General features: G+C 71.2%; 15 protein-coding genes. 13 read left to right on the top strand and 2 right to left on the bottom strand.

Annotated features, from left to right (window positions below; translation table 11 throughout):
• Positions 1-6 precede the first annotated feature (6 nt).
• Genes FHX60_RS09125 through FHX60_RS09085 form a run of 9 tightly spaced genes read left to right on the top strand, consistent with a single transcriptional unit; the run spans position 7 to position 6744 of the window.
• Entirely contained in the window at positions 7-207 is a 201-nt protein-coding gene (locus FHX60_RS09125; RefSeq protein ID WP_018007336.1) for a hypothetical protein, read from the top strand.
• Between the two features lie 60 nt (positions 208-267).
• Positions 268-735 (top strand): hypothetical protein, encoded by a 468-nt coding sequence (locus tag FHX60_RS09120; protein WP_092315899.1) that lies wholly within the window; start codon positions 268-270, stop codon positions 733-735.
• Positions 732-1529: a type III secretion system inner membrane ring lipoprotein SctJ gene (sctJ, locus tag FHX60_RS09115; protein ID WP_112776650.1), complete on the top strand. Its 798-nt coding sequence runs from the start codon at positions 732-734 to the stop codon at positions 1527-1529. Before FHX60_RS09120 ends, sctJ begins: the two co-directional genes overlap by 4 nt.
• Positions 1526-2377, top strand: coding sequence for a type III secretion system protein SctK (locus FHX60_RS09110; protein ID WP_260163803.1), 852 nt, complete (start codon positions 1526-1528; stop codon positions 2375-2377). The genes sctJ and FHX60_RS09110 overlap by 4 nt, the downstream gene beginning before the upstream one ends.
• Positions 2359-2967 carry a type III secretion system stator protein SctL gene (gene sctL / locus FHX60_RS09105; protein WP_112776652.1) on the top strand — a complete coding sequence of 203 codons (609 nt, stop codon included), beginning with the start codon at positions 2359-2361 and terminating at the stop codon, positions 2965-2967. The genes FHX60_RS09110 and sctL overlap by 19 nt, the downstream gene beginning before the upstream one ends.
• Before the next feature lie 17 nt (positions 2968-2984).
• On the top strand, positions 2985-4367 hold the full coding sequence (locus FHX60_RS09100; protein WP_116296354.1) for a FliI/YscN family ATPase: 1383 nt from the start codon (positions 2985-2987) through the stop codon (positions 4365-4367).
• Positions 4364-4876: a flagellar FliJ family protein gene (locus FHX60_RS09095; protein WP_092315909.1), complete on the top strand. Its 513-nt coding sequence runs from the start codon at positions 4364-4366 to the stop codon at positions 4874-4876. The genes FHX60_RS09100 and FHX60_RS09095 overlap by 4 nt, the downstream gene beginning before the upstream one ends.
• Position 4877: 1 nt before the next feature.
• Positions 4878-5684: a type III secretion system export apparatus subunit SctT gene (gene sctT, locus FHX60_RS09090; RefSeq protein ID WP_112776654.1), complete on the top strand. Its 807-nt coding sequence runs from the start codon at positions 4878-4880 to the stop codon at positions 5682-5684.
• Positions 5685-5709: 25 nt separating this feature from the next.
• Positions 5710-6744, top strand: coding sequence for an EscU/YscU/HrcU family type III secretion system export apparatus switch protein (locus FHX60_RS09085; RefSeq protein WP_092315913.1), 1035 nt, complete (start codon positions 5710-5712; stop codon positions 6742-6744).
• 117 nt (positions 6745-6861) lie between these two features.
• Here the strand turns inward: FHX60_RS09085 and FHX60_RS09080 are convergent, their stop codons facing one another.
• Positions 6862-7848, bottom strand: a complete 987-nt coding sequence (locus tag FHX60_RS09080; protein WP_183283134.1) for a helix-turn-helix transcriptional regulator — start codon at positions 7846-7848, stop codon at positions 6862-6864.
• 325 nt (positions 7849-8173) lie between these two features.
• Entirely contained in the window at positions 8174-9487 is a 1314-nt protein-coding gene (locus FHX60_RS09075; RefSeq protein WP_183283133.1) for an MFS transporter, read from the bottom strand.
• A 514-nt stretch (positions 9488-10001) separates the two neighbouring features.
• Between FHX60_RS09075 and FHX60_RS09070 the strand changes: the two genes are divergently transcribed.
• The 4 genes from FHX60_RS09070 (at position 10002) to FHX60_RS09055 (ending at position 23521) form a co-directional block, all read left to right on the top strand.
• Positions 10002-10607, top strand: coding sequence for an SRPBCC family protein (locus FHX60_RS09070; RefSeq protein ID WP_183283132.1), 606 nt, complete (start codon positions 10002-10004; stop codon positions 10605-10607).
• A 151-nt stretch (positions 10608-10758) separates the two neighbouring features.
• Positions 10759-11709 carry a LysR family transcriptional regulator gene (locus tag FHX60_RS09065; protein ID WP_183283131.1) on the top strand — a complete coding sequence of 317 codons (951 nt, stop codon included), beginning with the start codon at positions 10759-10761 and terminating at the stop codon, positions 11707-11709.
• 119 nt (positions 11710-11828) lie between these two features.
• A complete protein-coding gene (locus FHX60_RS09060) occupies positions 11829-12632 on the top strand; it encodes a putative hydro-lyase (RefSeq protein ID WP_092315923.1) in 804 nt (267 codons plus the stop codon).
• Between the two features lie 182 nt (positions 12633-12814).
• Positions 12815-23521, top strand: a complete 10707-nt coding sequence (locus FHX60_RS09055; protein WP_183283130.1) for an LWXIA domain-containing protein — start codon at positions 12815-12817, stop codon at positions 23519-23521.
• Positions 23522-23553: the final 32 nt, after the last annotated feature.

The raw sequence follows: 23553 nt of genomic DNA, 5'->3' as shown, positions 1-23553 counted from the left end.
ATTGTCATGGCTGAAGTCGACCTCAATGCCAAGATGCAGGAAATCCAGCAGAAAGCGCAGGAGTTCTCGGTGAACATCCTGGGCCTGCAGGACACGCTGACGCGCCAGAACGCGGTGGTCAGCAGCGAGATGGCCCACAACACGCAGAAGGCCAACCTGGTCCAGGGCGCGATGCAGGACGTCAAGCAGACCTCGCGCACCAACTGACGGCAGGCCTGCCGTGCGCCCCGGCATGCCGGGGCGCCCCAACGCTTTGCAAGGAGAGCCATGATGGACCCTACCGCCGCCATTGCCGCCGCCCCCGCCGCCGGCGCCGCGCCCGACAGCGCCACCGTCGCCGCGCACCAGTCGCCGGCCGCGGCCCCCGCCGCGCAGCCCGACCCGGCCGATGCCCGGCAATTTGCGCAGATGGTCCAGCAGGGCCGCGCCGCCGACGGCTCGCGCACCGCGCACGTGACCCAGGCGGCAGACCCGACTTCGACCACGCTCGGCAACGCCATCCGCGCCAGCTATGTCTCGGCCGGCGAGGAATCGGCGCGCCAGGCCGCACGCCTGCAGGAACTGCGCGACGGCATGTTTGCGTCGATCTACGAGGGCAGCACCAGCGAGGTGGTCTACCAGGCCATGCTGCTGCAGACGCAGTCGCTGGAGCTGTTCTCGTCGATCCACGTGACCTCCAGCATCGGCAGCGCCGGCACCAACCTGTTCAACAGCCTGCTGAAGAACCAGCAATGATGTCCACGCCTCCGCTGTGCCGGCGCCTTGCGCGCGCGGCCCGCCTGGCGCCGGCGCTGATGGCGTTGGCGCTGGCCGCATGCAAGGTCGACCTGTACGCGTCGCTGAACGAACCCGAGGCCAACCAGGTGCTGGCCGCGCTGACCGCCGAGGGCATCGACGCGGAAAAGGCGCGCGCCGACACCAGCGGCGGCACGGGCGAGGGCCAGTGGCGCGTGCGCGTCGAGGAATCGCAACTGCCTGCCGCGCTGGAGATCCTGCGTAGCGAAGGCCTGCCGGGCGAACGCTTTGCCTCGCTGGGGCAGGTGTTCCAGAAGCAGGGGCTGGTGGCGACCCCCACCGAAGAGCGCATGCGCTACATCTTCGCGCTGTCGCAGGAGCTGTCGGAGACGCTGCGCAATATCGACGGCGTGGTCACCGCGCGCGTGCATGTGGTGATCCCCGCCACCGATCCGCTCTCGGACAAGATCCGGCCGTCGTCGGCGGCGGTGTTCATCAAGCACCGCGCCGATACCGACCTGCGCCTGCTGGTGCCCACCGTCAAGGACATGGTGGCGCACAGCATCGAAGGCGTGACCCACGACAACGTGTCGCTGTCGCTGGTCGAGGCGCGCCCGTTCGCGCCGCAGGCGGGCGCACCCGGGCCGGCGGCAGGCTTTGCAGTCGGACGCTTCGCCGCGCTCGCGGTGGGCGCGGCGGTGGCGATTGCACTGGCGGTGGCGGCCGTGGTGGCATGGCAGCGCGGCGTGCTGCGCTGGCCGCAGCGGCGCGGCGCGCCGCGGAGCGCGAATTGACGCCGCTAGCCACCGTTGCCGCCCCCGGGGCCGTGCCTGGCGCCTACCTGCCCGGCGCGCTGGCCGCCGCACTCGCGCCGGCGCCGCCGGCATTGCCGGACCCGGCGCTGGCGCGCGCGGTGGCGGACCTGGCGCAGCGGCCGCTGGCGCACCTGCACCCCAGCTGGCTGCCGGCCGACTGGCCGCTGGCGTGGCGCCGCGCGGACCGCTTCGGGCCCGCCGCCGCCGACGTGCTGGCGCAGCCGCTGGGCCTGGCGGGCGCGGACGCCGCCCGTGATGGCGTGATCCACCATCTGCTCGAGGCGCCGCCCTCGCTGGCGCGGCTGGTGCTGATGCCGCGCAGCGACCTGCGCCTGCTGGCCTGGTGGCTGGGCCTGGCGGTGCACCAAGCGGGCTTTGCCAGCGAGCGCCGCATGCTGCCGGCGCAGCTGGCCGACAGCATCGGGCCGCTGCCCGGTGCCCTGGCGGCGCCGCTGCTCGGCAGCGCGCCGCGCGCGATGCGCCGTGCCGCGCGCCGGCTCGACCGCCACGCGGTGGCCTTTATCCTGAAGCGCGTGCCGGCGCTGCCGGCGCTGCCGATGAACCTGGCGCCGCTGCGCGCGCATCCTGCCGGCGCCGGCCGGCTGATGGCCGAGCGCGGCTATCGGCTGCTGTGCGGGCTCTTGGCCGCCGAGGCGCCACACGCGCCGCACGAGGCGCTGCTGCAGGCGCTGCGGCGCAAGTTTCCGCGGCGGCTGGCGGCCCTGTCGCCGGCACCGCTGACCCCGGCGCAGTCCGCGCAGCTGCGCGAACTGTTGCGGCTCAACCTGATCCCTGAACGGTTCCCGGCATGGCACTGGCTTTTCTGATCACCAGCGAAAACCTGCAGCTGCTGTCCGAGCGCAAGGTGCTCAAGGAGGCCGAGTATGCCGCCTTGCTCGACGCCGCCGCGGTGATCGAGTCCGCGCGCAGCGAGGCCATGCACATCCGCAGCGAAGCGCAGCGCGAGGCCGAGGAGCGCCGCCAGCACGGCTACCGCGAAGGCTGGGCGCGCGCGCACGCCGACCACGCCGCGGCGCAGGTCAGCACCGCCGCCGAGGCCGAGCGCCAGCTGGGCGCAATGCGCCGCACCATGGCCGAGATCGTGATGAAGGCGGTGCAGCAGATTGCCGGTGAGCTCGACCCCGACATCATCCTGGAGGTGGCGCTGCAGCGCGTCGAGGCGCTGGTGCGGGCCGAGCCCTTCATCACCATCCAGATCCCGCTGGGCCGCGAGCAGGCGGTGCGCAGCCTGCTCGACCGTCTGGCCGAGACCCAGGAGTGGCCGCGCCGCGCCAACGTGGTGGTCGAACCGGGGCTGGAACCCGATGCATGCCGAATCCAGACTCCCTCGGGCTCCATGGAAGTGGGCCTGCAGGCCCAGCTTGAAGCCTTTGCGCGCCGGCTGCGGGCGGGCTGATCCCTACGTCGATACCCATGTCCACCGAACTCCCCGCCACCGATATCGAAGCCGCGCTGCAGCATGCCGCCGCTGACCTGGAACGCGCGTTCGAGCATTTCACGCCGGTGGCGATGCGCGGGCGCGTCAGCAAGGCGGTGGGGATGCTGATCAACGCCACCGGCATCCAGGCCCATGTGGGCGAGCTGTGCCAGCTGGTCACGCCCGGCGAGCCGCCGCTGCTGGCCGAGGTGGTCGGCTTCGTGCAGCAGACCGCGCTGCTCACGCCGCTGGGGCGCACCACCGGCGTCTCGGCGCTGACCGAGGTAATCCCCTCCGCCCATGGCCACCAGTGCCCGGCCGGCGCCGCGCTGCTTGGGCGCGTGCTTGACGCGCTGGGCGAGCCCATCGACGGCAAGGGCGCGCTCGATGGCGTGGCGCGCGTGCCGGTGGACAACGAGCCCCCCGACCCGCTCACGCGCCGGCTGATCCGCGAGCCGCTGGCCACCGGTGTGCGCGCCATCGATGGCCTGCTGACGCTGGGCGAGGGCCAGCGCGTAGGCATCTTCGCGCCGCCCGGCGTGGGCAAGAGCACCTTGCTCGGGATGCTGGCGCGAGGCGCGTCCAGCGATGTCAACGTGGTCGCGCTGGTGGGCGAGCGCGGCCGCGAGGTGCGCGAGTTTATCGAGTACAACCTGGGCCCCGACGGCATGGCGCGCACGGTGCTGGTGGTGTCGACCTCGGACCGCTCGCCGATGGAGCGCGTGCGCTGCGCCTATACCGCCACCGCGATTGCCGAGCATTTCCGCGACCAGGGCAAGCGCGTGCTGCTGCTGGTCGATTCGCTGACGCGGCTGGCGCGCGCGCAGCGCGAGATCGGCCTGGCCAGCGGCGAGCCGCCGACCCGGCGCAGCTATCCGCCGTCGGTGTTCTCGATGCTGCCGCAGCTGCTGGAGCGAGCCGGCACCGGCGTGCAGGGCTCGATCACCGCGGCGTATACGGTGCTGACCGAAGGCGAGGACGACAGCGACCCCATCGCCGAAGAGGTGCGCTCCATCCTCGATGGCCATATCGTGCTGTCGCGCAAGCTGGCCAGCGCCGGCCAGTATCCGCCGGTGGACGTGCTGCAGTCGGTCAGCCGGGTGATGCCGCAGGTGGTGGCCGGCGCGCACGCGCGCGACGCGGCGCGGCTGCGCCAGCTGCTGGCCCGGTACCAGGAGCTGGAGCTGCTGCTGCAGATCGGCGAATACCGGCCCGGCGCCGACCCCGTCGCCGACGCCGCCGTGGCGGCGATGCCGGATATCCGCGCCTACCTGGCGCAGCCGGCGGCGCGGCTCGATACCTTTGCCGGCGCCGTCGACAAGCTGGCGCAGGCGCTGCGCGTGCGCGAGCCCGCGCCGCTTGCCGGAGCCGCGCGATGACGGGCGGCGGCGCCGACCCGCGCCTGGGCCAGCTCGAGGCGGTGCGCCAGCGCCGCCAGGAAGACGCGCTGCGCGCGCTGCAGCAGCACCGCGCGCAGGTGCTGGCGGGGCTGCAGCAGGCCGAGGCCGCGCAGCAGGCGGTGCAGGCCGCGCTGGCCGAGCGCGCGGCGTTCATCGAACGCCTGCGGCAGGGCGCGTCGCAGGGTGGGGTGTCGGTGTCGGGGTTGCTCGATGCGCAGGGCTGGCAGAGCGCCTTCGATGCCCGCATCGCCCGGGCCAATGCCAACCTGGCCGCGGTGCTCGACGACGTGGCGCAGCGGCGTGCCGCCTTCGACGCGGCCCGCCACGCGCTGCTGCGCGCGCAGGCGCGGCTGGACGGCGCGCGCGAGCTGGCGCTGCGCGAGCGCCGCGCGCTGCGCGCCGGCGCCGGGCGGCGCGAGGACGAGGCCATCGACGAAGCCGCTGCGCGCAGCTGGCACGCTGGCCGGCACGACGCGCGGCAGGCCTGAGATGCAGGGCGATCTGCTCGATCCCGCCTTGCTGTTCCAGTGGGGGCGCGAGGTCATCATGCCGATCGTGATGGTGATGCCGCGGCTGCTGACGGCGTTTACGGTGCTGCCGTTCCTGTCGCAGCAGGCCATTCCCGGGGTGGCGCGCAACGGCATCGTGCTGGCGATCGCGCTGTTCGTGTCGCCGGGCGCGCGCATCGACCTGGACGCGGTCGCCGGTGGCCTGTGGCTGGTGCTGATCTTCAAGGAGGCCTTTATCGGGCTGCTGCTGGGGATGGCGTTCGGGCTGTTCTTCGTCGCGCTGCAGATGATCGGCGAGCTGATCGACTTCCAGACCGGCTCGGGCAATGCGACCTTCTTCGACCCGGTGACGCAGCAGGAGGACGGGCCCATGGAGAACCTGCTGTCGCACTTCGGCATCGCGCTGTTCGCGGCGTTCGGCGGCTTTATCGCCATGACCGGCGTGATCGTGGAGTCGTTCGCGTTCTGGCCGGTGATGTCGTTCGGGCCGGAGATGTCGCTGGCGTCGATGGGCTTTGCCAACCTCTACGCCGGCACGCTGTTTTCGTGGGTGGTCAAGCTGGCCGCGCCGATCCTGCTGCTGCTGGTGATCGTCGAGCTGGGCTTTGCGCTGATCGCGCGCTTCGTGCCGCAGTTCGACGTGTTCCAGTTCGCGCAGCCGGTCAAGATCTCGGTGGCCTTCCTGATGCTGGTGCTGATGCTGGCGGTGATGGTCGATACGCTGCAGGGCTTCCTGCGCCCGGACAATATCCTGATCGAGATGCTGCGCCGGGGCGCGCCATCCTAGCAGCGACGCGGCATATCGACCCCAGATGAGCGACAGCGAAAAGAACCTCGAGGCGACCCGCCGCAAGCTGGACGAGGCGCGCAAGCGCGGCGAAGTGCCGCGCAGCAGCGACGTCACCTCGGCGGTGGTGTTCCTCGGCGTGCTGGCGGGGCTGTGGCTGCTGGGCCGCTATTTCGTGCGGCTGTTCCAGGCCCTGTGGCACAGCGCCATGGGCAGCGTGCCGCAGCACCTGGCCGACCAGCAGATGCTGGTGCTGGGCGAGGCCGCGGCGCGCTTCCTGCTGATGGGCGTGCTGCCGATCGTCGGCCTGGCGCTGGTGTGCGGCATCGTCGGCGCGTTCCTGCAGGTGGGGCCACTGGTGGCGTTCGAGCAGATCAAGCCAGACCTGGCGCGGCTGAACCCGGCCGAGGGCCTGAAGCGCATGTTCGCGGTGCGCAACCTGGTGAACCTGGCCAAGATCCTGGTCAAGATCCTGCTGCTGGCGGGGCTGGTCTACGTGCTGGCGCTGGGCGCGATCGAGGATGGCGTGCGCACCGGCTATGCCCGCCCCGCGGAAATCCTGCTGCTGGTCGCCTACATCATCCTGCGCATGTGCTGCTGGGCCGCGGTGATCTACCTCGTGATGGCCGTGGTGGACTACGTGCACGAGCGCCACCAGTTCATGAAGCGCCAGCGCATGAGCGTCGACGAGTACCGCCGCGAGTACAAGGAGACCCAGGGCGATCCGATTATGGCCGGGCGCCGCCGCGCCGCGTTCTTCGAGGCCGCGTTCTTCGGCGTCAGCGAGCGGGTGCGGGTGTCGACCGCGGTGGTGTATTCCACCCAGTACGCGGTGGCGCTGCGCTACGACGGCCCCGGCACGCTGCCGCGCGTGGTGGCCAAGGGCAGCGGCCAGGTGGCGGCACGCATCCGCCAGGCCGCGGCGGACTACCTGGTGCCGTCGGCCTTTGATTCGGACCTGGCGCAGCGCCTGTACCTGAACGTGCCGCTGGACCGGTATATCGATCGGACGTTGTTCGAGCGGGTGGCGGAGCTGATGCGGTGGGCGAAGGGAGAGTGAGACTGGGTGGGGGACACTGAGCGCTGCAGGTTTTCTCCCCTCTCCCCAACCCTCTCCCGCAAGCGGGAGAGGGCGTACACAGGCGGTCGAGCCAACGCCAACGCCAACGACAGAAAACTACGCCGCGATCACGCCTTCGGCATCCTTTTCCCTGTCCACCGACAGTGGCGCGCCCGGCGGCCGCAGCAGCGTTGCCGCGCTGGCCAGCTGCACCCGGTTGCGCACGCCGAAATGGCTGCGCAGCCGGCGCATGTGGTAGTCGACGTTGAAGATCGACATGTCCATGCGCCGCGCGATCTCCTTGTCCGACAGCCCCTGCGCCAGGCAGGCAAGGATATCGCGCTGCACGTCCGACAGGCCTTCGCGATGGCGCCCGGCAAATGCGGGGATTTCGACGTGGCAGGTCAGGAACTCGTGCAGCGCCAGCCCCGTTGCCAGGGCCTGGCCCACCACGGAGTCGCCGATCCAGCGCCGGCTCTCGATGCCTGACATAAAGCTGATCAGCACGAACTCGCTGTTGCCCGGCATCGGCAGGTTGAGGAAGATGCCGCTGCGCACGCCGGCGTCGCGCAGGTCTTCCAGGAAGCGGCGCCGGCGCAGCGGCGGCACGTTGCCCAGCGGCGTCTGCGCCAGGTCGTCGGCATCCCACACGGTGGGCAGGCAGAAGGTGCCGGGTTGCGGGGTGCGCGGATCGATCTCGTAGTAGCGCTCGCGGAAATAGCGCTCGCGCCAGCCCGGGGGGGAATAGCTTTCAAAGAAGGTGCGTGGCTGCAGCTGCCCGCCGACATGGGCCGCGGTGGCGTAGCCCAGCCAGTCGAAGCCGATGGCGCGGATGGCGGACTGCATCACGGCGCTGCGGCCTTCGTGGGTCGGCTCGGCCTGCAGCGCTGTCACCAGGCCGGGGGTGGCGCCGTGGCGCACGCGCTGCCTGACCGGCACCAGGTGGCGCTCGCCGAATACCTTGATGCCGTTGTTGGCCACCAGTGCCGGGGCGGCGCCAGGCGCGGTGGCCGGGCGGGCCGTGGGGCGTGCGGTGGTTGCTGCGGTGCCATGCCCGGACGCCCCCGCGTCACGGTACGGCACGACTTCCACATCTTTGATCATGTAGGCCTCCGACAACGAGTCTTGGCGTGCGACCACGGCCTTGTGAGCCGGTCCACGCGCGCAAATGGGGCTGGCCTGCGCGGCGGCACTGCGGGGCGCGGCGCGTCATGCCGGTCGTGGCGGTCCGCCGATACTGCACGGAGCCTGGCCATCGCCAGCGCGTATCGCGGCTGCGCTGCATTGCCGTCGAGCTGGCAAGCCCGACATACTGCTGACCCGATTCCCGTCGGAAGAAAACTGGGCAGGCCCCGCGTGGGGCTGCCGTGATTTTTATTGTGCTGTACGCGAGCCGCGGCGCACGGCCGCGGCGGTGTCATTTTGCGCCCTACGCTTCCAGTGCCTTGCCGCGCGTTTCCGGCAACGTCAGCGCGGCCAGGATCAGCACGCCATACGCGGCCGCGGCGAAGATGCCGATGGCGTGGCCCAGCGACATCTGCTGGCTGACATGGCCGATCAGGAACGGGAAGAACGCGCCGATGGCACGGCCCACGTTGTAGCAGAAGCCCTGGCCCGAGCCGCGCACGCTGGTCGGGAACAGTTCGGTCAGGAACGCGCCCATGCCGGCGAAGATGCCCGAGGCAAAGAAGCCCAGCGGGAAGCCCAGCAGCAGCATCACGGTGTCGTTGACGGGGATGTGCGTGTAGGCCAGCGCGATCGTCATCGAGCCCAGCGCGAACAGGATGAAGTTGCGCTTGCGGCCGATGCGGTCGGTCAGGTAGGCGCTGGTGACATAGCCGATATAGGAGCCGACGATCACCATCGCCAGGTAGCCGCCGGTGCCCAGCACGGTCAGGCCGCGCTCGGTCTTGAGGAAGGTCGGCAGCCAGGTGGTGATGGCGTAGTAGCCCCCCTGCGCGCCGGTGGTCAGCAGCGCCGCGCGCAGCGTGATGCTGAGCAGGCGCGGCGAGAAGATCGCTGCGAACGAGGTCTTTTCGCTGGCCTGCGCCTCGCGTGCCTTGTGCTCGGTATAGACCTCGGGTTCCTTGACCAGGCGGCGCAGCACGATCACGAACACCGCCGGCAGCAGCCCGATCAGGAACAGCACGCGCCATGCGGTCTCGGCGGGCAGCAGCGAGAACACCAGCGCATAGAGCAGCGCCGCCAGCCCCCAGCCCACGGCCCAGCCGGCCTGGACCATGCCCACGGCCTTGCCGCGGTCCTGCGCGCGGATGGCTTCGCCGATCAGCACTGCGCCGGCGGTCCATTCGCCGCCGAAGCCGAAGCCCATCAGCGCGCGCGCCACCAGCAGCTGTTCATAGGTCTGCGCCAGCCCGCACAGGAAGGTGAAGAAGGCAAACCACAGGATGGTCAGCTGCAACGTGCGCACCCGGCCGATGCGGTCGGACAGGATGCCGGCGACCCAGCCGCCCGCGGCGGAAGTCAGCAGCGTGGCAGTGCCGATAAAGCCCGCGTCGGCGCGGCTGATGCCCCAGGTGGCGATCAGCGTGGGGATGACGAAGCTCAGGAACTGCGTGTCCATGGCGTCGAGCGCATAGCCGACCTTGCAGCTCCAGAAGGTGCGGCGCTCATTGGCGGTGATGTCGCGGTACCAGGAGAAAAAGCCGCGCGACGGTGCTGCCTCGGCGTTGGCGGGCGATGATGGCTGGGGGCTCTGGATACTGCCAATCTGCGTTTCCATGCATTCCTCTCGTGCGATGTCTGGCTCGGCCGTGGCAGCGCGCGTGGTGCGCGGCGCTTGCCTTGTGGTCCCGGCATGCGTTGCCGGCTACCCGCTGGCGCGTATCGATGGCGCGGCGGTGCGCGGTTGCAGCGCGTCCTGCGGTGCGCCCGCTGACTGCATTCTTGAAAGGCACGGCAGCCCGCGTCCAACTAGTTTTTCGGGCGGCGGCCGATAAGAAAAATTGATTCCTGTGCTGAAAGCCCGTAAATGCGCGGCTGGCGCCGTTCCGGCCCGTGGCGCCATCGCCACGGGCCGCGGGTTTTCCCCGATGCCCCGGCGGCGCGCGCGGGCCCGGACCCGCGAGGGCATAAGCATACGGCGCGCCAGCGCATGCGGGTTGGCCACGGCCCTACGGAAACCCGTAGACCGGGACCGCACGCGCGCCCGCTACGAGCCTTCGGTAATGGCACGCGCCGCCGCGCTCGGCTAGGCTTGCACCCATTGCCCCGACCGCGCGCGTGCCGCCTTGCCTATGTCGACTCTTGCCAGACTGACCCTGTCCACGCTCCGGCTCGCCGTGCCCGCGCTGCTGCTGGCGTGGCAGGCGCCGGCGCACGCGCAGCTGATCCCCGTGGAGCGCTCGGTCGAGGTGCTGGCCGATCCGGCGCGCGTCTGGCAGCTGGCCGGCGGCTACTGCGCGGTGCCGGAGTGGGACACCGTCTACAAGGACTGCCGCGTGGTGCTGGGCAGTGGCAGCCCGGGCACGGTACGCCGCATGGCCCACAAGGCCGGCGGCCTGCCGGCGGTCGACGTGCTGACCGACAAGGGGCCGTACTCCTACAGCTACCGCAAGCTCTCCAGCCATACGCGCGGTCGGCTGCAGGCCGCGCCGGGGCAGGGCGTGGGCACCACGCGCGTGACCTGGCAGATGTGGCTGGACCCGTCGGCCGTGCCCGACGGCGCGCGCGCGGAGTATCCGGCGGCGCTGGGCGACGACATGCTGGCCGCGCTGCAGCGCATGAAGGCGCAGGCGGAAGCGGCGCAGCATGAGGCCGAAGAGGACGCCGCGCGCGGCCCTGCACTGATCCCGCCGCGCCAGCCGCCGACGCCGTCGCAGCCGTCGCCGCTGGGGGCGTGAGCGCGGCGCGCCGGCCATGCTGCGCGGCAGCATGGCACGCTACCGAGCGCCGCTGTCAAACGCTTGTTTGCCACCGTGTCATCGCGTAGATTCGGTGGCTCGGCGCCTGTCTTGATGCGCCGCCGCAGCGACCGTCCCCTATCCATCGCCCATGAACCTGCGCTTTCTCGAAACCTTTGTCTGGGTGGCCCGCCTGCGCAGCTTCCGGCTGACCGCGGAGAAACTGTTCAGCACGCAGGCCTCGATCTCCAGCCGCATCGCCGTGCTGGAAGAGGACCTGGGGGTCAAGCTGTTCCTGCGCGATTCGCGCGGTGTCACGCTGACGCCGGAGGGCCAGCGGGTGCTGGAGTATGCCGAGAAGATGGTAAACACCATGCACCATATGCGGCAGTCGCTGGACCGTTCGCGCGCCATTGCAGGGCGGGTGCGCATCGGCGCGATGGACTCCGTCATCCATACCTGGCTCTCCACCGTGGTCAAGCGCGCGATGCAGGCCTACCCGGCGCTGGAGATTGAGCTGACCGCCGATGCCGCGCTGAACCTGTGCGACCAGCTGCAGAAGGGCTATCTCGACGTGATCTTCCAGACCGACCTGCTGCGGCTGGAAACGGTGCGCAATGTCGAACTGGCGCGCTACCCGATCCGCTGGATCGTCGCCACCGGTTCCGCCTGCGACCGGCCCTATGCCTCGCTCGATGAACTGGCCGCCGAGCGCGTCATCACCTTCGTCAAGAACTCGCGCCCGCACCAGGACATCCTGAGCCTGTTCCACCTGAACGGCGTGGCCTCGCCGCGCATCAACTGCGTGAACTCGGTGGCGGCGATGACGCGGCTGATCGGCGACGGCTTCGGCATCGGCGCGGTGCCGCCGGCACTGGTGCGCAAGGAGCTGGCCGAGGGCACGCTGTCGGTGGTCGACGTGGAGAACCATCCGCCCGCGCTCGATATCGTCGCCTCGTGGCGCATCGGCGCGGGGCTGGAGGTCAACGAGTCGATCGTGGGGCTGGCCACCGGTGTGGTGGCGGAGTTCTGCGCCGAGGTCGGCGAGGACATGGCGGTGCCGGTGCAGGCGCCCGCCGCGACGCCCCACGCGGGCTCGTAGTCATCGGATTCCTTTATCGCGCTCGATCCGAAAGATTTGTTGGACGCCAGCGCCGGCGCGCGCCCAGAATCGGCAGGTCAACCCGACTTTGCGCGCCGCCCGGCGCCCGCCTGCCGACCATGAACCAGCCGCTCCAGCACGCCGCCTCGCTCCTGCCCGAAGACCCCGCCGCACTGCGCCAGCTGATCCGCGCGGGCCGCTACCGCGGCCACACCAGCGGCCTGGCGCGCGGCCACGTGCAGGCCAATATCGTGATCCTGACGCGCGACTGGGCCTATGACTTCCTGCAGTTCTGCGCGCTCAACCGCAAGGCCTGCCCGCTGATCGACGTGACCGACCCGGGCGACCCGGTGTTCCGCAACCTCGGGCGCGACGTCGACATCCGTACCGACGTGCCGATGTACCGGGTCTACCGCGACGGCAACGCCTACCACGAGACCACCGGCATCACCGAGTTGTGGCGCGATGACTTCGTCGCCTTTGCCATCGGCTGCTCGTTCTCGTTCGAGCAGGCGCTGCTGGCGGCCAATGTGCCGCTCAAGCACATCAACCTGGGCCGCAACGTCGCCATGTACCGCACCGCGATCGAGACCCGCCCGGCGGGCCGGCTGTCGGGCAAGCTGGTGGTGTCGATGCGCCCGCTCAGGGCCGCCGACGCGATCCTGGCCACCGAGATCACCGCGCGCTATCCCGACGTGCATGGCGCGCCCGTGCATATCGGCGACCCGCGGCTGATCGGCATCGAGGATATCGAGTCGCCCGACTACGGCGACGCGGTGCCGCTCGACGCCGATGAAATCCCGGTGTTCTGGGCCTGCGGCGTCACGCCGCAGGCGGTGATCCGCGAGGCGCGGCCCGAGATCTGCATCACCCACGCGCCGGGCTGCATGCTGGTGACCGACCTCGACAACAACCGGCTGTAGTTTGCCGGCAGCTCCCCCGGCAGCCGCGGGCCTACGAATTCCCATAGTTGGCCTGCGCCGCCGACGCGCGCAGAATCGGCGCGCATGATGCCCGCGGCCTGCCCGTGACCCGGCCGCGTGCCAGGGCATCGGCAACCGTCTGACCTGCCGGCAGGCGCCGGCGTCGCCAGGAGACTTGCGTCATGCTGGATTTCATGGATGCCATCCGGGCCGCCGCGCGCGCGGCCGCCGAGGCCGCGGCCCGCGCCGCAGCCGAAGCCGCGCGCGAGGCCGCCGAACGGGCCGCCCGCGAAGCCGCCGAGCGTGCCCAGCGCGCAGCCGAGGCGCGCGAGACCCAGCGCCAGCAGGACACCCAGAACACCCAGCAGGCGCAACAGTCGCAGCAAACCCAGCAGACGCAGCAAGACCCGCAGGCGAAACCCGCCGACCAGCCGGACAAGCCGCAGGCGCTCGCGGTGACGCCGGCGCTTTACACCACCAGCACCACGGGCGTGCAGGCACCCCGCGCGATGCAGGTCGATGCGCCGGCGCCCGAGAAGCCCAGGACCGACCCCGCCGAGGAAGCCCGCAAGAAGAAGGAAAGCGATGCCAGGGCGCTGACCGATGGCTGGCAGCAAGAAGCGCAGGACGCCTATGACAAGGTCGTGGCCGACCTCGACGGCCGCGCCATGACCGACAAGCAGTGGCAGCCGCTGGGCCTGAAGTATGGCAACGTGATGGGCGGCGCGCAGAACGAGCTGCGCGTGGCCGCCAACAACGCCGCGGCCACCGGCGGGGATGTCAAGGCCGCGGTCGAGGCCAAGGCCGAGGAGATCCGCAAGCGCTATGACGATCCCAATGTCGCGCTGAATATCGACGAGACCAAGACGCAATTCCTGAAGAACGAGAGCACGCAGGAGGCGCGCGACACCCAGGGCGCACGCTTCAACGTGGTGCTGGCGCAGGAAAAAGAGCAGCAGGCCGCCGCCAGGGTCGACGAAGAACAGGCCGCCTACCTGAAGATTCCCGGCGGCATCCGGCGCTTCGAGCTCGAGGCCGACGATGAACTGGTGGCCGCGCGCGACGCGCATCAGCAGGCACAGCAGGAACGGGTAAAGGCCGAGGAGACCTTCCTCGCCGCCATGCAGAAAGAGATCGACACGGTCGCGGCGAACGCCTACCAGCAGGACGCCAATCAGGCCCTGAAGGACCTGCGCAACAATCCGCACGACCGCACCATCTCGATGGCGGATCGCTCGTACGACCTGACCCTGGCCAACGGCAAGGTCAGCGACGCCGACGCGCAGCTGCAGGCGCTGGCGTCCGGAAAGGGCGTCAAGGTGCCGGACAGCTATCGCCAGCAGGCGGTGCAGGACCTGAAGGCGCGCTACGGCACCGAAGGCGGCATGGGCCAGCTGATCGACCGGGTCGACCTGCGCGGACGCATCGCCGGCGAGATGGAGCACCTGACGCCGTCCACCGACTTCGAGCGCAAGCTGGCGCAGAACGACCCCACCACGCTGGCGATGGCGCAGGCGCAGGGGCTGACGCTGGATCCCGAGGCCAAGACCGATCCCAACTCCACCACGCCGCGCGACCTGCCGCAGGCCGAGCGCGCGCTGATGGAACACAACCCGGCCGGCTACGTCATGTACAAGGCGCTGGGCGCGGACAGCCTGGTTCCGGCCCCCGACCTGCCGGCGACCGATCCGGCCCGGATCGCCTACGACAAGGGCATCGCCGAGAAAGGCCTGCTCGGCTACACCGTCGAGCAGCTCAAGGCGCGCAGCGAGGACCCCAAGCTCAGCCAGGCCGAGCGCGACCAGGCCGCCAGCGGCCTGAACCGGATGCTCGGCTTCATGGAGGGCTCGGTGCCGCTGCGGGTGGACGCCATGACCCGCGGCATCGACCAGAAGCTGGACAGCGGCGACGTCACCGGCGCGCTGCAGATCCGCAAGTCCGGCGCGGATGCCGCGCAGACGCCCGAGGAACGCCAGCTTTACGTCGACGTGCACAACGACCGCTTCAGCGGCGACCTGTTCAAGGCGCAGATTGAAGCGTCGATGGACAAGGACCTGAAGAACAAGACCCACGATGACGAGGGCCGGCCCATCATCGGCCAGGAAAAGATGTACGCCGACAAGGTGGGCGTGTACCTGCAGGAAGTGGCGCCGCACCTGATCGAGGAAGACGCCGGCACGCTGCTCGATACGGTGAAGACCGAGTACAGCAACGACTGGACCGGGCGCAACAACAGCCAGTCGCCCGGATACAACGACTGGGACGACTTCTACCACGGCCTGTCGGCGGTGGTCGATGCGGCCGATGCCGGGTATCACGCGCGCAACCCGCAGGCGAAGCCTGGCACGGCCCCGGCCGCGACCGGCACGGCCAGCTGGCTGACCGACCGCGACAACGAGGTCAGCATGCTGATGATGATGAACCAGGGCGGCTCGTCGCGCCAGGGACGCATCTACGGCGGGGCCCAGGACGCGGCCGCCAAGGGCCACATCGGGCTGTCGGCGGCGTTCGAGCAGTCGCTGAAGTCGAGCAAGGACGCGCCGGTGATGTCCGACGTCTACCTGCGCAACGCGGTGCAACGCGGCAGCGAGGACTACGCCGGCACCGATGAGGCGAAGGAAGCCAACCAGCGCTTCGAACTCGACAAGGACGAGATCCTGCGCCAGACCTTCGACAGCCTGGCGATGCGCAAGGAAGAACTCAGCGCGAAGGCCTCGGACGAGAAGGGGCTGTCCGAGGCCATCGCCCTGGGCGCGCCGCAGGGCGACGCCAACGCGATCCGCGAACAGATCGCCGCCGACGCCAAGGCCGGCACCACGGTCAAGGCGATCCCGATGTACGTGGCCGGTCCCGGCGGGGTGCCGTACCAGACCGCGGTGTTCGAGTTCGAGGGCAAGGACGGCAAGACCTTGTGGGTGGACGACCAGGGCGCCGTCTACGGCAAGGAAGAGCTGGACGCGAAGCGCGATTTCCAGGAGAACAACCTGCTCTCCGACAAGGGCATGGTGTACTTTGCCGAGAACCTGGACCTGGGCCGCGACGGCCACGTCGACTACGCTGCGATGGACGCGCATATCGTCACCGACAGCGAGAAGAGGTGGGGCTGGATCAACCTGGGCGCGGCCGCGGTCGGCGCGCTCGCGGGCGGGGTGCTGGTGGTGGCCTCGGGCGGCGCGCTGACGCCGCTGGTGGCAGCGGCCTGGGTCGGCATGGTGGGCAGCATGGGGTACGGCATCGGCACCTCGTGGGCCGCGCTGGACAACATTGCGGACCATGGCCGCTCGGTCAATCCCTTCGCCAGCCAGGAAGCGATGGCGCAGTGGCTCAACGTGGCCGGCTCGCTGGCGGGCATGGGCGGCATGGGCCTGGCCAAGACCGGCGCGCTGGCGATGAACGCCGGCACCCGGCTGGCCGGCAGCACCAACCCGCTGCGCCAGATGGCGGGCGGCATGCTGACCCACAGCGCCGGCCATTACGGCAGCGCCAGCCGCGTGCTCAATGGCGTGGGCTTCGGCATCGGTGGCGTGCAGACCCTGCAGCAGGCCGCCATGTTCGCCGAGCATGGGAGCGAGATGAGCGTTTCGGAGAAGTTGCAGAACGGCGCCATGCTGCTGATGGGCGCCACGCAGATGCTGCCGTTCGCCGCGCAGAAGCGCATTGGCGAATCCGTGCGCGACGGCTACCAGGCGGCCATGCGTGCGCGCGGCGCCGCCGCGGGCGACGCGGCCGGCACCGGCAATCCGGGGCGTGGTGCGACACCGGAAGCGCTGGGGGAGTTCCGCGACGGCTATGGCGTGCCAGCCGCGACGCGGCCCACCACGCGCCGCGGCCCGGCCGGCCGCGACGCCGAGGGCCAGCCGCCCGCGCGCACCGACGCCGATGGCCAGTCCGGCCGCTCGGGCAAGCAGGCCGACGGCGAACCCGCTACCGGCGCGGCCAGGCCCGCGACCTCCGAGCGCGGCAACGGCGGCAGGCCGACGAGCGAGGGCGGCACCACCCCGTCGCATGGCCTGCCCCCGCCGCACCGGCTCACGCCCTGGCAAGCGGTCAGGCGCGGCAGCGCCGCGGCCTTCGACATGGCGGTCACGCGCGGCACGATCCTGCAGGAACGTGTGATCCACGGCATGATGGACCGTGCCATGAACCGGGCCATGGCGCGCTACGCGACGGAGTCCGCCGCGCGCAACCCGTCGGGCGAGCGCAGCGGCAGCACCCGCGCCGACGCGCCCGTGCCGGCCTCGCGCCGCCGCACCGCCACCGGCACGCCGGCGCTGGCGCGCGCGCCGCGCCACCCGTCGGGCGACGGCGAGGGCGGCGTGCAGCGCCGCACGGTGAGCCACGGCCCCGCGGCGGTGGCGCATGCCGATGGGGCCGAAGCGCCCGCGCGCATGTCGCTGCGGCAGAACGCGATCTCGCCGCTGGACAATGTGCTGTGGATCGACGGCAGCATGGAGAACATCGGCGTGCCCTACGGCGCCGAGATGGCCGCGCGCGCGCTGGCGGACCTGGACTCGGTGATGATCGTCACCGGCCCGCTGACCGCCCATGGCCGCGCCGAGACCAACGGCCCGGTCGGGGCGGCCTCGCTCGGCGCCTACCTGGCCTCGCTGGGCAAGGACGTGGTCTATGTCACCGACCGCGCCCATGCGCGCACGCTGCGCCAGATGCTGCGCCAGGATTTGAACCAGCCCAATGCGCGCGTCGAGACCTTCTCGGCCAGGGACTTTGCCAGCGCCGGGCGCCAGTCGCGCGCGCTGCTGGCGATGCACAAGCCGCAGGCGGTGGTGGCGGTGGAAGTGGCCGGGCGCAACACCAACAACGAGTACCGGCTGCAGAACGGCGAGCGGGTGCGCGGCAATGCCATGCTCGACCAGTTGCTGATCGACGCCAACGACATGGCCGACATGGTCACCATTGCCGTGGGCGACCACGGCAACGAGGCCGGCATGCGCGCCGCGCGCGACCGCTTGCTGCGCGACATGGCGGTGACCGAGCAGCTGGCCGACAGCTGGTCCGACGTCGGCGCCGACCACCTGGTGACGGGCATGAACTCCAACCTGGCGGCGCAGGCGATCGGCTTCGGCCTGCAGCGCGCGCTGGGCCGCGACAGCGGCATGCCCAGCGTGGAAACCGTGGGCGCGCTGCTCGACACCATGGCGCGCCACAAGGCGCGCGACGGCGTCACGCTGGAAGTCGGTGCCACCAGCGTGCGCGGCTACGACAAGACCGTGCAGAAGGGCGTCTACGAGCTGCTGCAGAAGGCGGCCGAGCGCCTGCCCGCGGGCCTGGACATGGCGCAGCTGTTCGAGGGCATCCAGCGGCGCTTCCTGCCCGAAGGGATCGACCCGGCCGACTTCGGCATCCGCGTGCAGGACGATGCGATCGTCATCACCGCCTTCGATTCCAGCAACGGCGGCCTGCTGGCTGCGCAGAACATCGCGCGCCACACCTTTGCCATGACCGGCAAGGCGGTGCAGGTGGTGGCCTTTACCGACCATGCCGCCGGCACCTACGGCGGGCGCGAGCGCGGCGACCTGGTGAACCTGGTCCACGCCGGCGTGGTCGCGGCGCAGAAGGCCAAGGGCGCGGTCGACCTGTTCGCCTGCAACACCGCCTGCACCGCGTTTCCGGAGGCGCTGGCCGGCACCCACCAGGCCAAGGTGGTCAACCTGATCATGCAGACCGCGCCCAAGATCGTCACCGAGGGCGGCGCGCGGCCGGTGGTGGTGGCCACGCCCGGGACGGTGAAGCTGCATGCCTACCTGACAGCGGTGGCCGAGGCCAGCGGCGGCAGCGTCACGGTCAAGGAGATCGGCGCGACCGAGTGGGCCGATGCGGTCAACAACCTGATGCACCTGGCCGACGGCCCGCAGCTGGAGCAGCTCAAGGGGCTGGTGGCCAAGTACATCAACGCCGAGCAGATCCCCGCCGACGCGACCTCGCTGTGGTTCTGCTGCACCCACTATCCCGCGCTGGAAACGCTGGTGCGCCAGCAGCTCGATGCCATCGGCCGCAGCGACGTCAGGCTGATCGACCCGATGCAGTACCAGGCGCGCAAGGGCGTGGAGATGCTGGTGGACCAGGGCCTGATCGACCGCGGCGCACTGCTGGAGCAGCCGCTGGACCCGTCGGCGGTGCCCGACGACAAGACCCTGCCGACCATCGTCTTCACCACCGGCCAGCCGTCGCGGGTGTCCGGCCTGGCGCACGCGATGGGACGGCGCCCCGATATCCGCGTGTTCAAGACCGCCTTCGGCGAGGCCGCCGACGTGTCGCCGGCGCTGGCGCTGGTCGACGGCGGGCGCCACCTGTCGCCGGTCGACCGCATCAGCTTCAACTACATCGGCCGCGGCCTGCGCGAGTTCTACATGCCGGGCGGCGCCGAGCGCGCGGCGGCGTCGCTGGAAGACGCCAGCAACGTGATGCTGGTGACCGGCTTCTCGGTGGCCAAGGACATGCCCGAAACCGACGGGCCCCCGGGCACCGCGGAACTGGGCCGCGCGCTGCGCCTGCGCGGCAAGCAGGTGACCTATGTGGTGGATTCGGCCAACCGGCCGATCCTGGAAGGCATCCTGCGCGAAATGGGCGAGCCGCTGGACAATATCCGCGTGTTCGATGAACCGATCGACAGCGCCGCCGAACCGGCCCGTGCGCTGTTGCGCGAGGTCGGCCCCGACCGGGTGATGGCGATCGAGCTGCCGTCGCGCAGCGCGCGCGGCACCAAGCACAATATGCGCGGCATCGGCATCGACGGCTTCAACCCGGCGCTGGACCAGATCGTGCTGGAAGCCAATGCCATCGATGGCATCGAGACCCTGGGCGTCGGCGACGGCGGCAACGAGGCCGGCATGGGCGGCGTCGGCGGGCTGATCCCGCGCGCGCTCGACGGCAGCGATATCGCCGCGGTGGTGCCGGTGGACCATGTGGTCACCGCCAGCGTGTCGAACTGGGGCGCGTACGCGGTCTCGGCGCTGTTGTTGCGCCGGGGCAATATGCCGGAACGCTTCCAGAGCCCGGAGGAACTGGGCCGCGTGCTGCAGGCCGCGGCCGATGCCGGCGCCGTCGACGGCGTCTCGCGCGAGCGGGTGGCAACGGTGGATGGCTTCTCGACCGAGGTGCACCAGGCGGTGATCACGTTGTACGGGCGCGCCGCCGCCGGCGGCGAGCCGCGCGGGCCGGGTGCCGCGCGCGCACCGCTGCCGGGTGGGCCGGCGCCGGCGCGCACGCCGCTGGCCGACGCCGCCGAAGCGGTGGTCGCGCACGGCGGGCAGCTGCCGCGCAAAGCCACTTCCACCAGTCGCGCCGACGACGCCGGCAGCGAGCCGGCGGCCATGCCCGCGGCGCGGCCGGCGATCCGCGACGGCAGCTGGTCGGTGCGCGACGGCGCGCCTGGCCGCGCCGCGATCGAGGCCACGGTCGACGGCATCCATGCCTCCGGCGGGCGCCTCGCCGGCGTGCACTACGTGGTGACCCATGGCGATGGGCTGTCGGTGCCGCTGCGCGCGGGCCTGCCGGAAGCGTCGTTCCTGTCGCTGCAGCAGGCCATGCGCGACCTCGGCCCGGCGCTGCAGGCGGGCGGCAACTTCCGCATCGCCATGGTCTCGCAGCGCGAGGCGGCGCGGCACGGGGCGGTCGACGCGCGCAGCGTGATCGGCACCGTGCCGCTGTCGCTGCGCGGACACAAGCCGCACGCGGAAGGCTTTGCGCTGAATCCGGATTACCACGGCGAGATCCGCGCCGCGCTGCCCGACGATTTCCGTGCGGGCCTGCCGCTGGTGCGCCAGCAGGACGGCCGCCGCATCGACGTGCTGGCCCAGCTGGAGCAGTTTCCGCGCGGGCGCGCGGACCTGGACCTGGCGCAGCAGGCCGGGCAGAAGACCTTTGGCGATGAGGCGGTGGCGGTGTCGGTGCCCCAGATTCCCGGGCATTTCACCGTGCGCGCCGAGGGCCTGTTCGGCGGCATCGCGATGCGGGCCGGCGGCCGCGACGACGGGCCGCGGCCGTTGCTCGATGCGCCGGCGGTGATCGACCGCATCCGCGCGCATCCGGATTACCAGGAAGGCATGCCGGTGGTGCTGTACGGCTGCTACGGGCAGGACGGCGCGGTGTCGCTGGTGCAGCAACTGGCCACCGGGCTGAACGCGCGCGTCTACGGCGCCGACGGCCGGCTGGACGTGGACGCGTTCCGCGCGCCGGGCAGCGACCTGGCCTATGGCGCGCGCCTGCGCGTGGCCGCCGATCCCGCCACCATGGCCGCGTCCGGTGCGCCGGTGCATGTGCAGGACGGCGGCCGCTTCCATGGCGCGATGCCGGCGCTGCCGCTGGTGGCCGTCACCAGTGGCGGCAAGCCGGTGCGCCCGCATGGCGCGCGCGCCGCGGGCGATCCGGTGCCGGCCAGCTGGCGGCAGACGCCGGACCGCTGGGCCGAACTGGCGCTGGGCGAGCCGGCGGTGCGCGTCAACGCGCCCCGGGATCATCTGGTGGTGGTTGGCGCCGTGCGCCCCGAGGGCGGGCTGCGCGGCGAGGGGGGCGAGGGCATCGGCGCCCACGAGCTCGCCTTCCAGCTGGCGCATGACTGGGAGCCCGGCCAGCCCATCGTGCTGGCGCTGGACGGCGCGCATGCCCCGCAGGGACGCATGCTGGCGCAGCAGGTGGCCGACGTGATGCGCACCGACGTGCTGGTGCCGGAGTTCGCCTTGCGCCGCGGCGCCTACGCGCAGGACCCGGCCAAGAGCCAGATCGACCTGGCGCAGCCCGGACGCTGGCGCCGCCTGTCGCCGCAGCCGGATCCCTACGCCGGCCACAGCTTCAAGATCGACCATCACGGCAACGTATTCCTGCGACGGCCCGATGGCACCCGCGAACGGGTGCGGCTCGAGACCTACCTTGGCCCGCGGCTCGGGAGCGGCGGCGCCAAGACCGTGTTCGCGCTGGGCAAGGACCTGGCGGTCGGCATTGCCAACGAGGCCTGGCTGGGCGACATGGTCCACGGCGAGCGCGCCGCCATGGCCGAGGCCGCCGGCACGCACGGGCTCAATACCGTGCGTAGCTTCGGGCCGGCGTCGTTCGAGGCGTTCGGGCGCCCCGCCATCGGCTATGAGCGCTACGCGGCCAGCACCAAGGACCTGTTCGACGGCGCCGGCCAGTTGCGGCCGCAGCATGCCGCGCTGCTCAACGACCGCTCGGCGCGCGATATCGCCGCACTGGTCGACACCATGAAGACGCGCGGCCTGCACCTGGGCGACGTGGAGTTCGCGCTGTTCCCGGACGGCGCGGTCAAGGTGGCCGACCTGACCCATGTCGAGACCGGCTCGGACGCGTCGCAAGGCAGCGCCGTGTACCGCATGCTGGACCGGATGCAGCAGGCAGCGCGCGCCCGGAGTGACGACGGCACCCGGGGCGGCGAGGGTGGGGAGGGCGGCGAGGGCGGGGTGGTGCGCGCCACCATCTCGCATGGCCCGGCCAGCAACCCGCCGCCACCGGGCAGCAATGGCCCGCGGCCGTGGAAGGTGCGCACCGCGCTGGCGGTGTCGGCGGCCGGCACCTTCGCCGCCGCCTCCGGCGCCGCGGCGATCTCGGCCCAGACCGGTGCCAACCTGGTGCTGACCAGCGCCGGCTGCTTCATCTACCGCGGCAGCGTGGCGATGGGGCGCACCGTGCATGCCAGCAAGGTGATCCGGCGCGCCGGCACGCACACGCCCGCCGATATCGCCTGGCTGCGCCGCACGCTGACCGAGAAGCCCGGCACCGCGGTGTGGGGCATCAACGACCAGAACCAGCAGAAGTTTGCCAGGGCGCTGGACCAGCTCGATGCCTACGCCCACCACGCCGACAAGAAGGACCTGCCCGAGGCCGCCGACAAGATCCGCGAGGCGCAGGCGGTGATCGGCACCATCGGCGCCTCGCTGCTGACTCCGGATACGCGTGCCGGGCAGGTCAACGACGCGCTGCAGCTGACCACGCTGGCGATCAACAACGGCAACACCATGCTGTGGTTCGGCGAGCACGGCGTGACCCAGATCGGCGAGCCGCTGACCTACAGCAGCGCGGTGTTCCTGGCCGCCAATTCGGTGCTGAGCACGGTCAATTTCGCGGCCCGCGCGGGTTATCACACCGGGCTGGCCCAGCCCGCGCTGCTGGGCGCGCGGCTGCGCAAGTTCGTGATGAACGCGTATTCGGTGGGGGCGGTGCCGCTGGCCGCGGCCGACATGATGCATACCGGCGGCGTGGTCGGCGCGATCGAGGCGGGCAGCCTGGCGGTGTTCGGCATCGGCGCGCACCTGCAGTCGCGCAACGAGCAGAAGCTGATCAACGCCGAGAAAAACCGGCTGGCCAGGGCGGCCGATCCCGATGCCGTGGACAAGCCGGTCACGCCATGGCTGGCGCAGAAATGGGATTTCTTCGGCCGCGCCATGCCCAAGGGGCTGGTGCTGCTGGGCGGCGGCGTGATCGTCAACTTTGGCGCCAAGATCCTGGTGGAGTTGCTCAAGGACGAGGACAAGGGCGCGCCGCGGCCGACGCCGACCCCCGGCGGTGGTCCGTCGACCCCGCCGACGGCCGATCCCGGGGTACCCACGCCGCCGCAGCAGCCGCCGAAAGAACCACCCAGCCAGACCCCGAGGGAGCGCCCCGCATCCGGACCGGTACGGGTGCAGCCCTACAGCCCGGACAACGTCGCCAGTTCCACGCTATGGGGCATTGCCGGCGCGCATCTCGACACGCTGCTGTCCGACGGCCAGAAGGCCGAGGCGCAGGCGCGGGCGATGACACCGGACCAGCAAGTGGCCAACTTCGCGCTGCGCGAACTGATCAACCTGAATCCGCGCTATCGGCTGGCCGACAACCCCGACCACCTGGAGCCTGGCTGGGAGCTGGACGTGACGCGATAGGCCGCGACGCGATAGGGCAGAGGGGCGCCGCG

This window comes from Cupriavidus alkaliphilus, from assembly GCF_014191175.1.
Lineage (GTDB): Bacteria > Pseudomonadota > Gammaproteobacteria > Burkholderiales > Burkholderiaceae > Cupriavidus > Cupriavidus alkaliphilus.
Note: the sequence above shows the minus strand (reverse complement) of the source record. Positions and strands in the feature narration are given on the sequence as shown.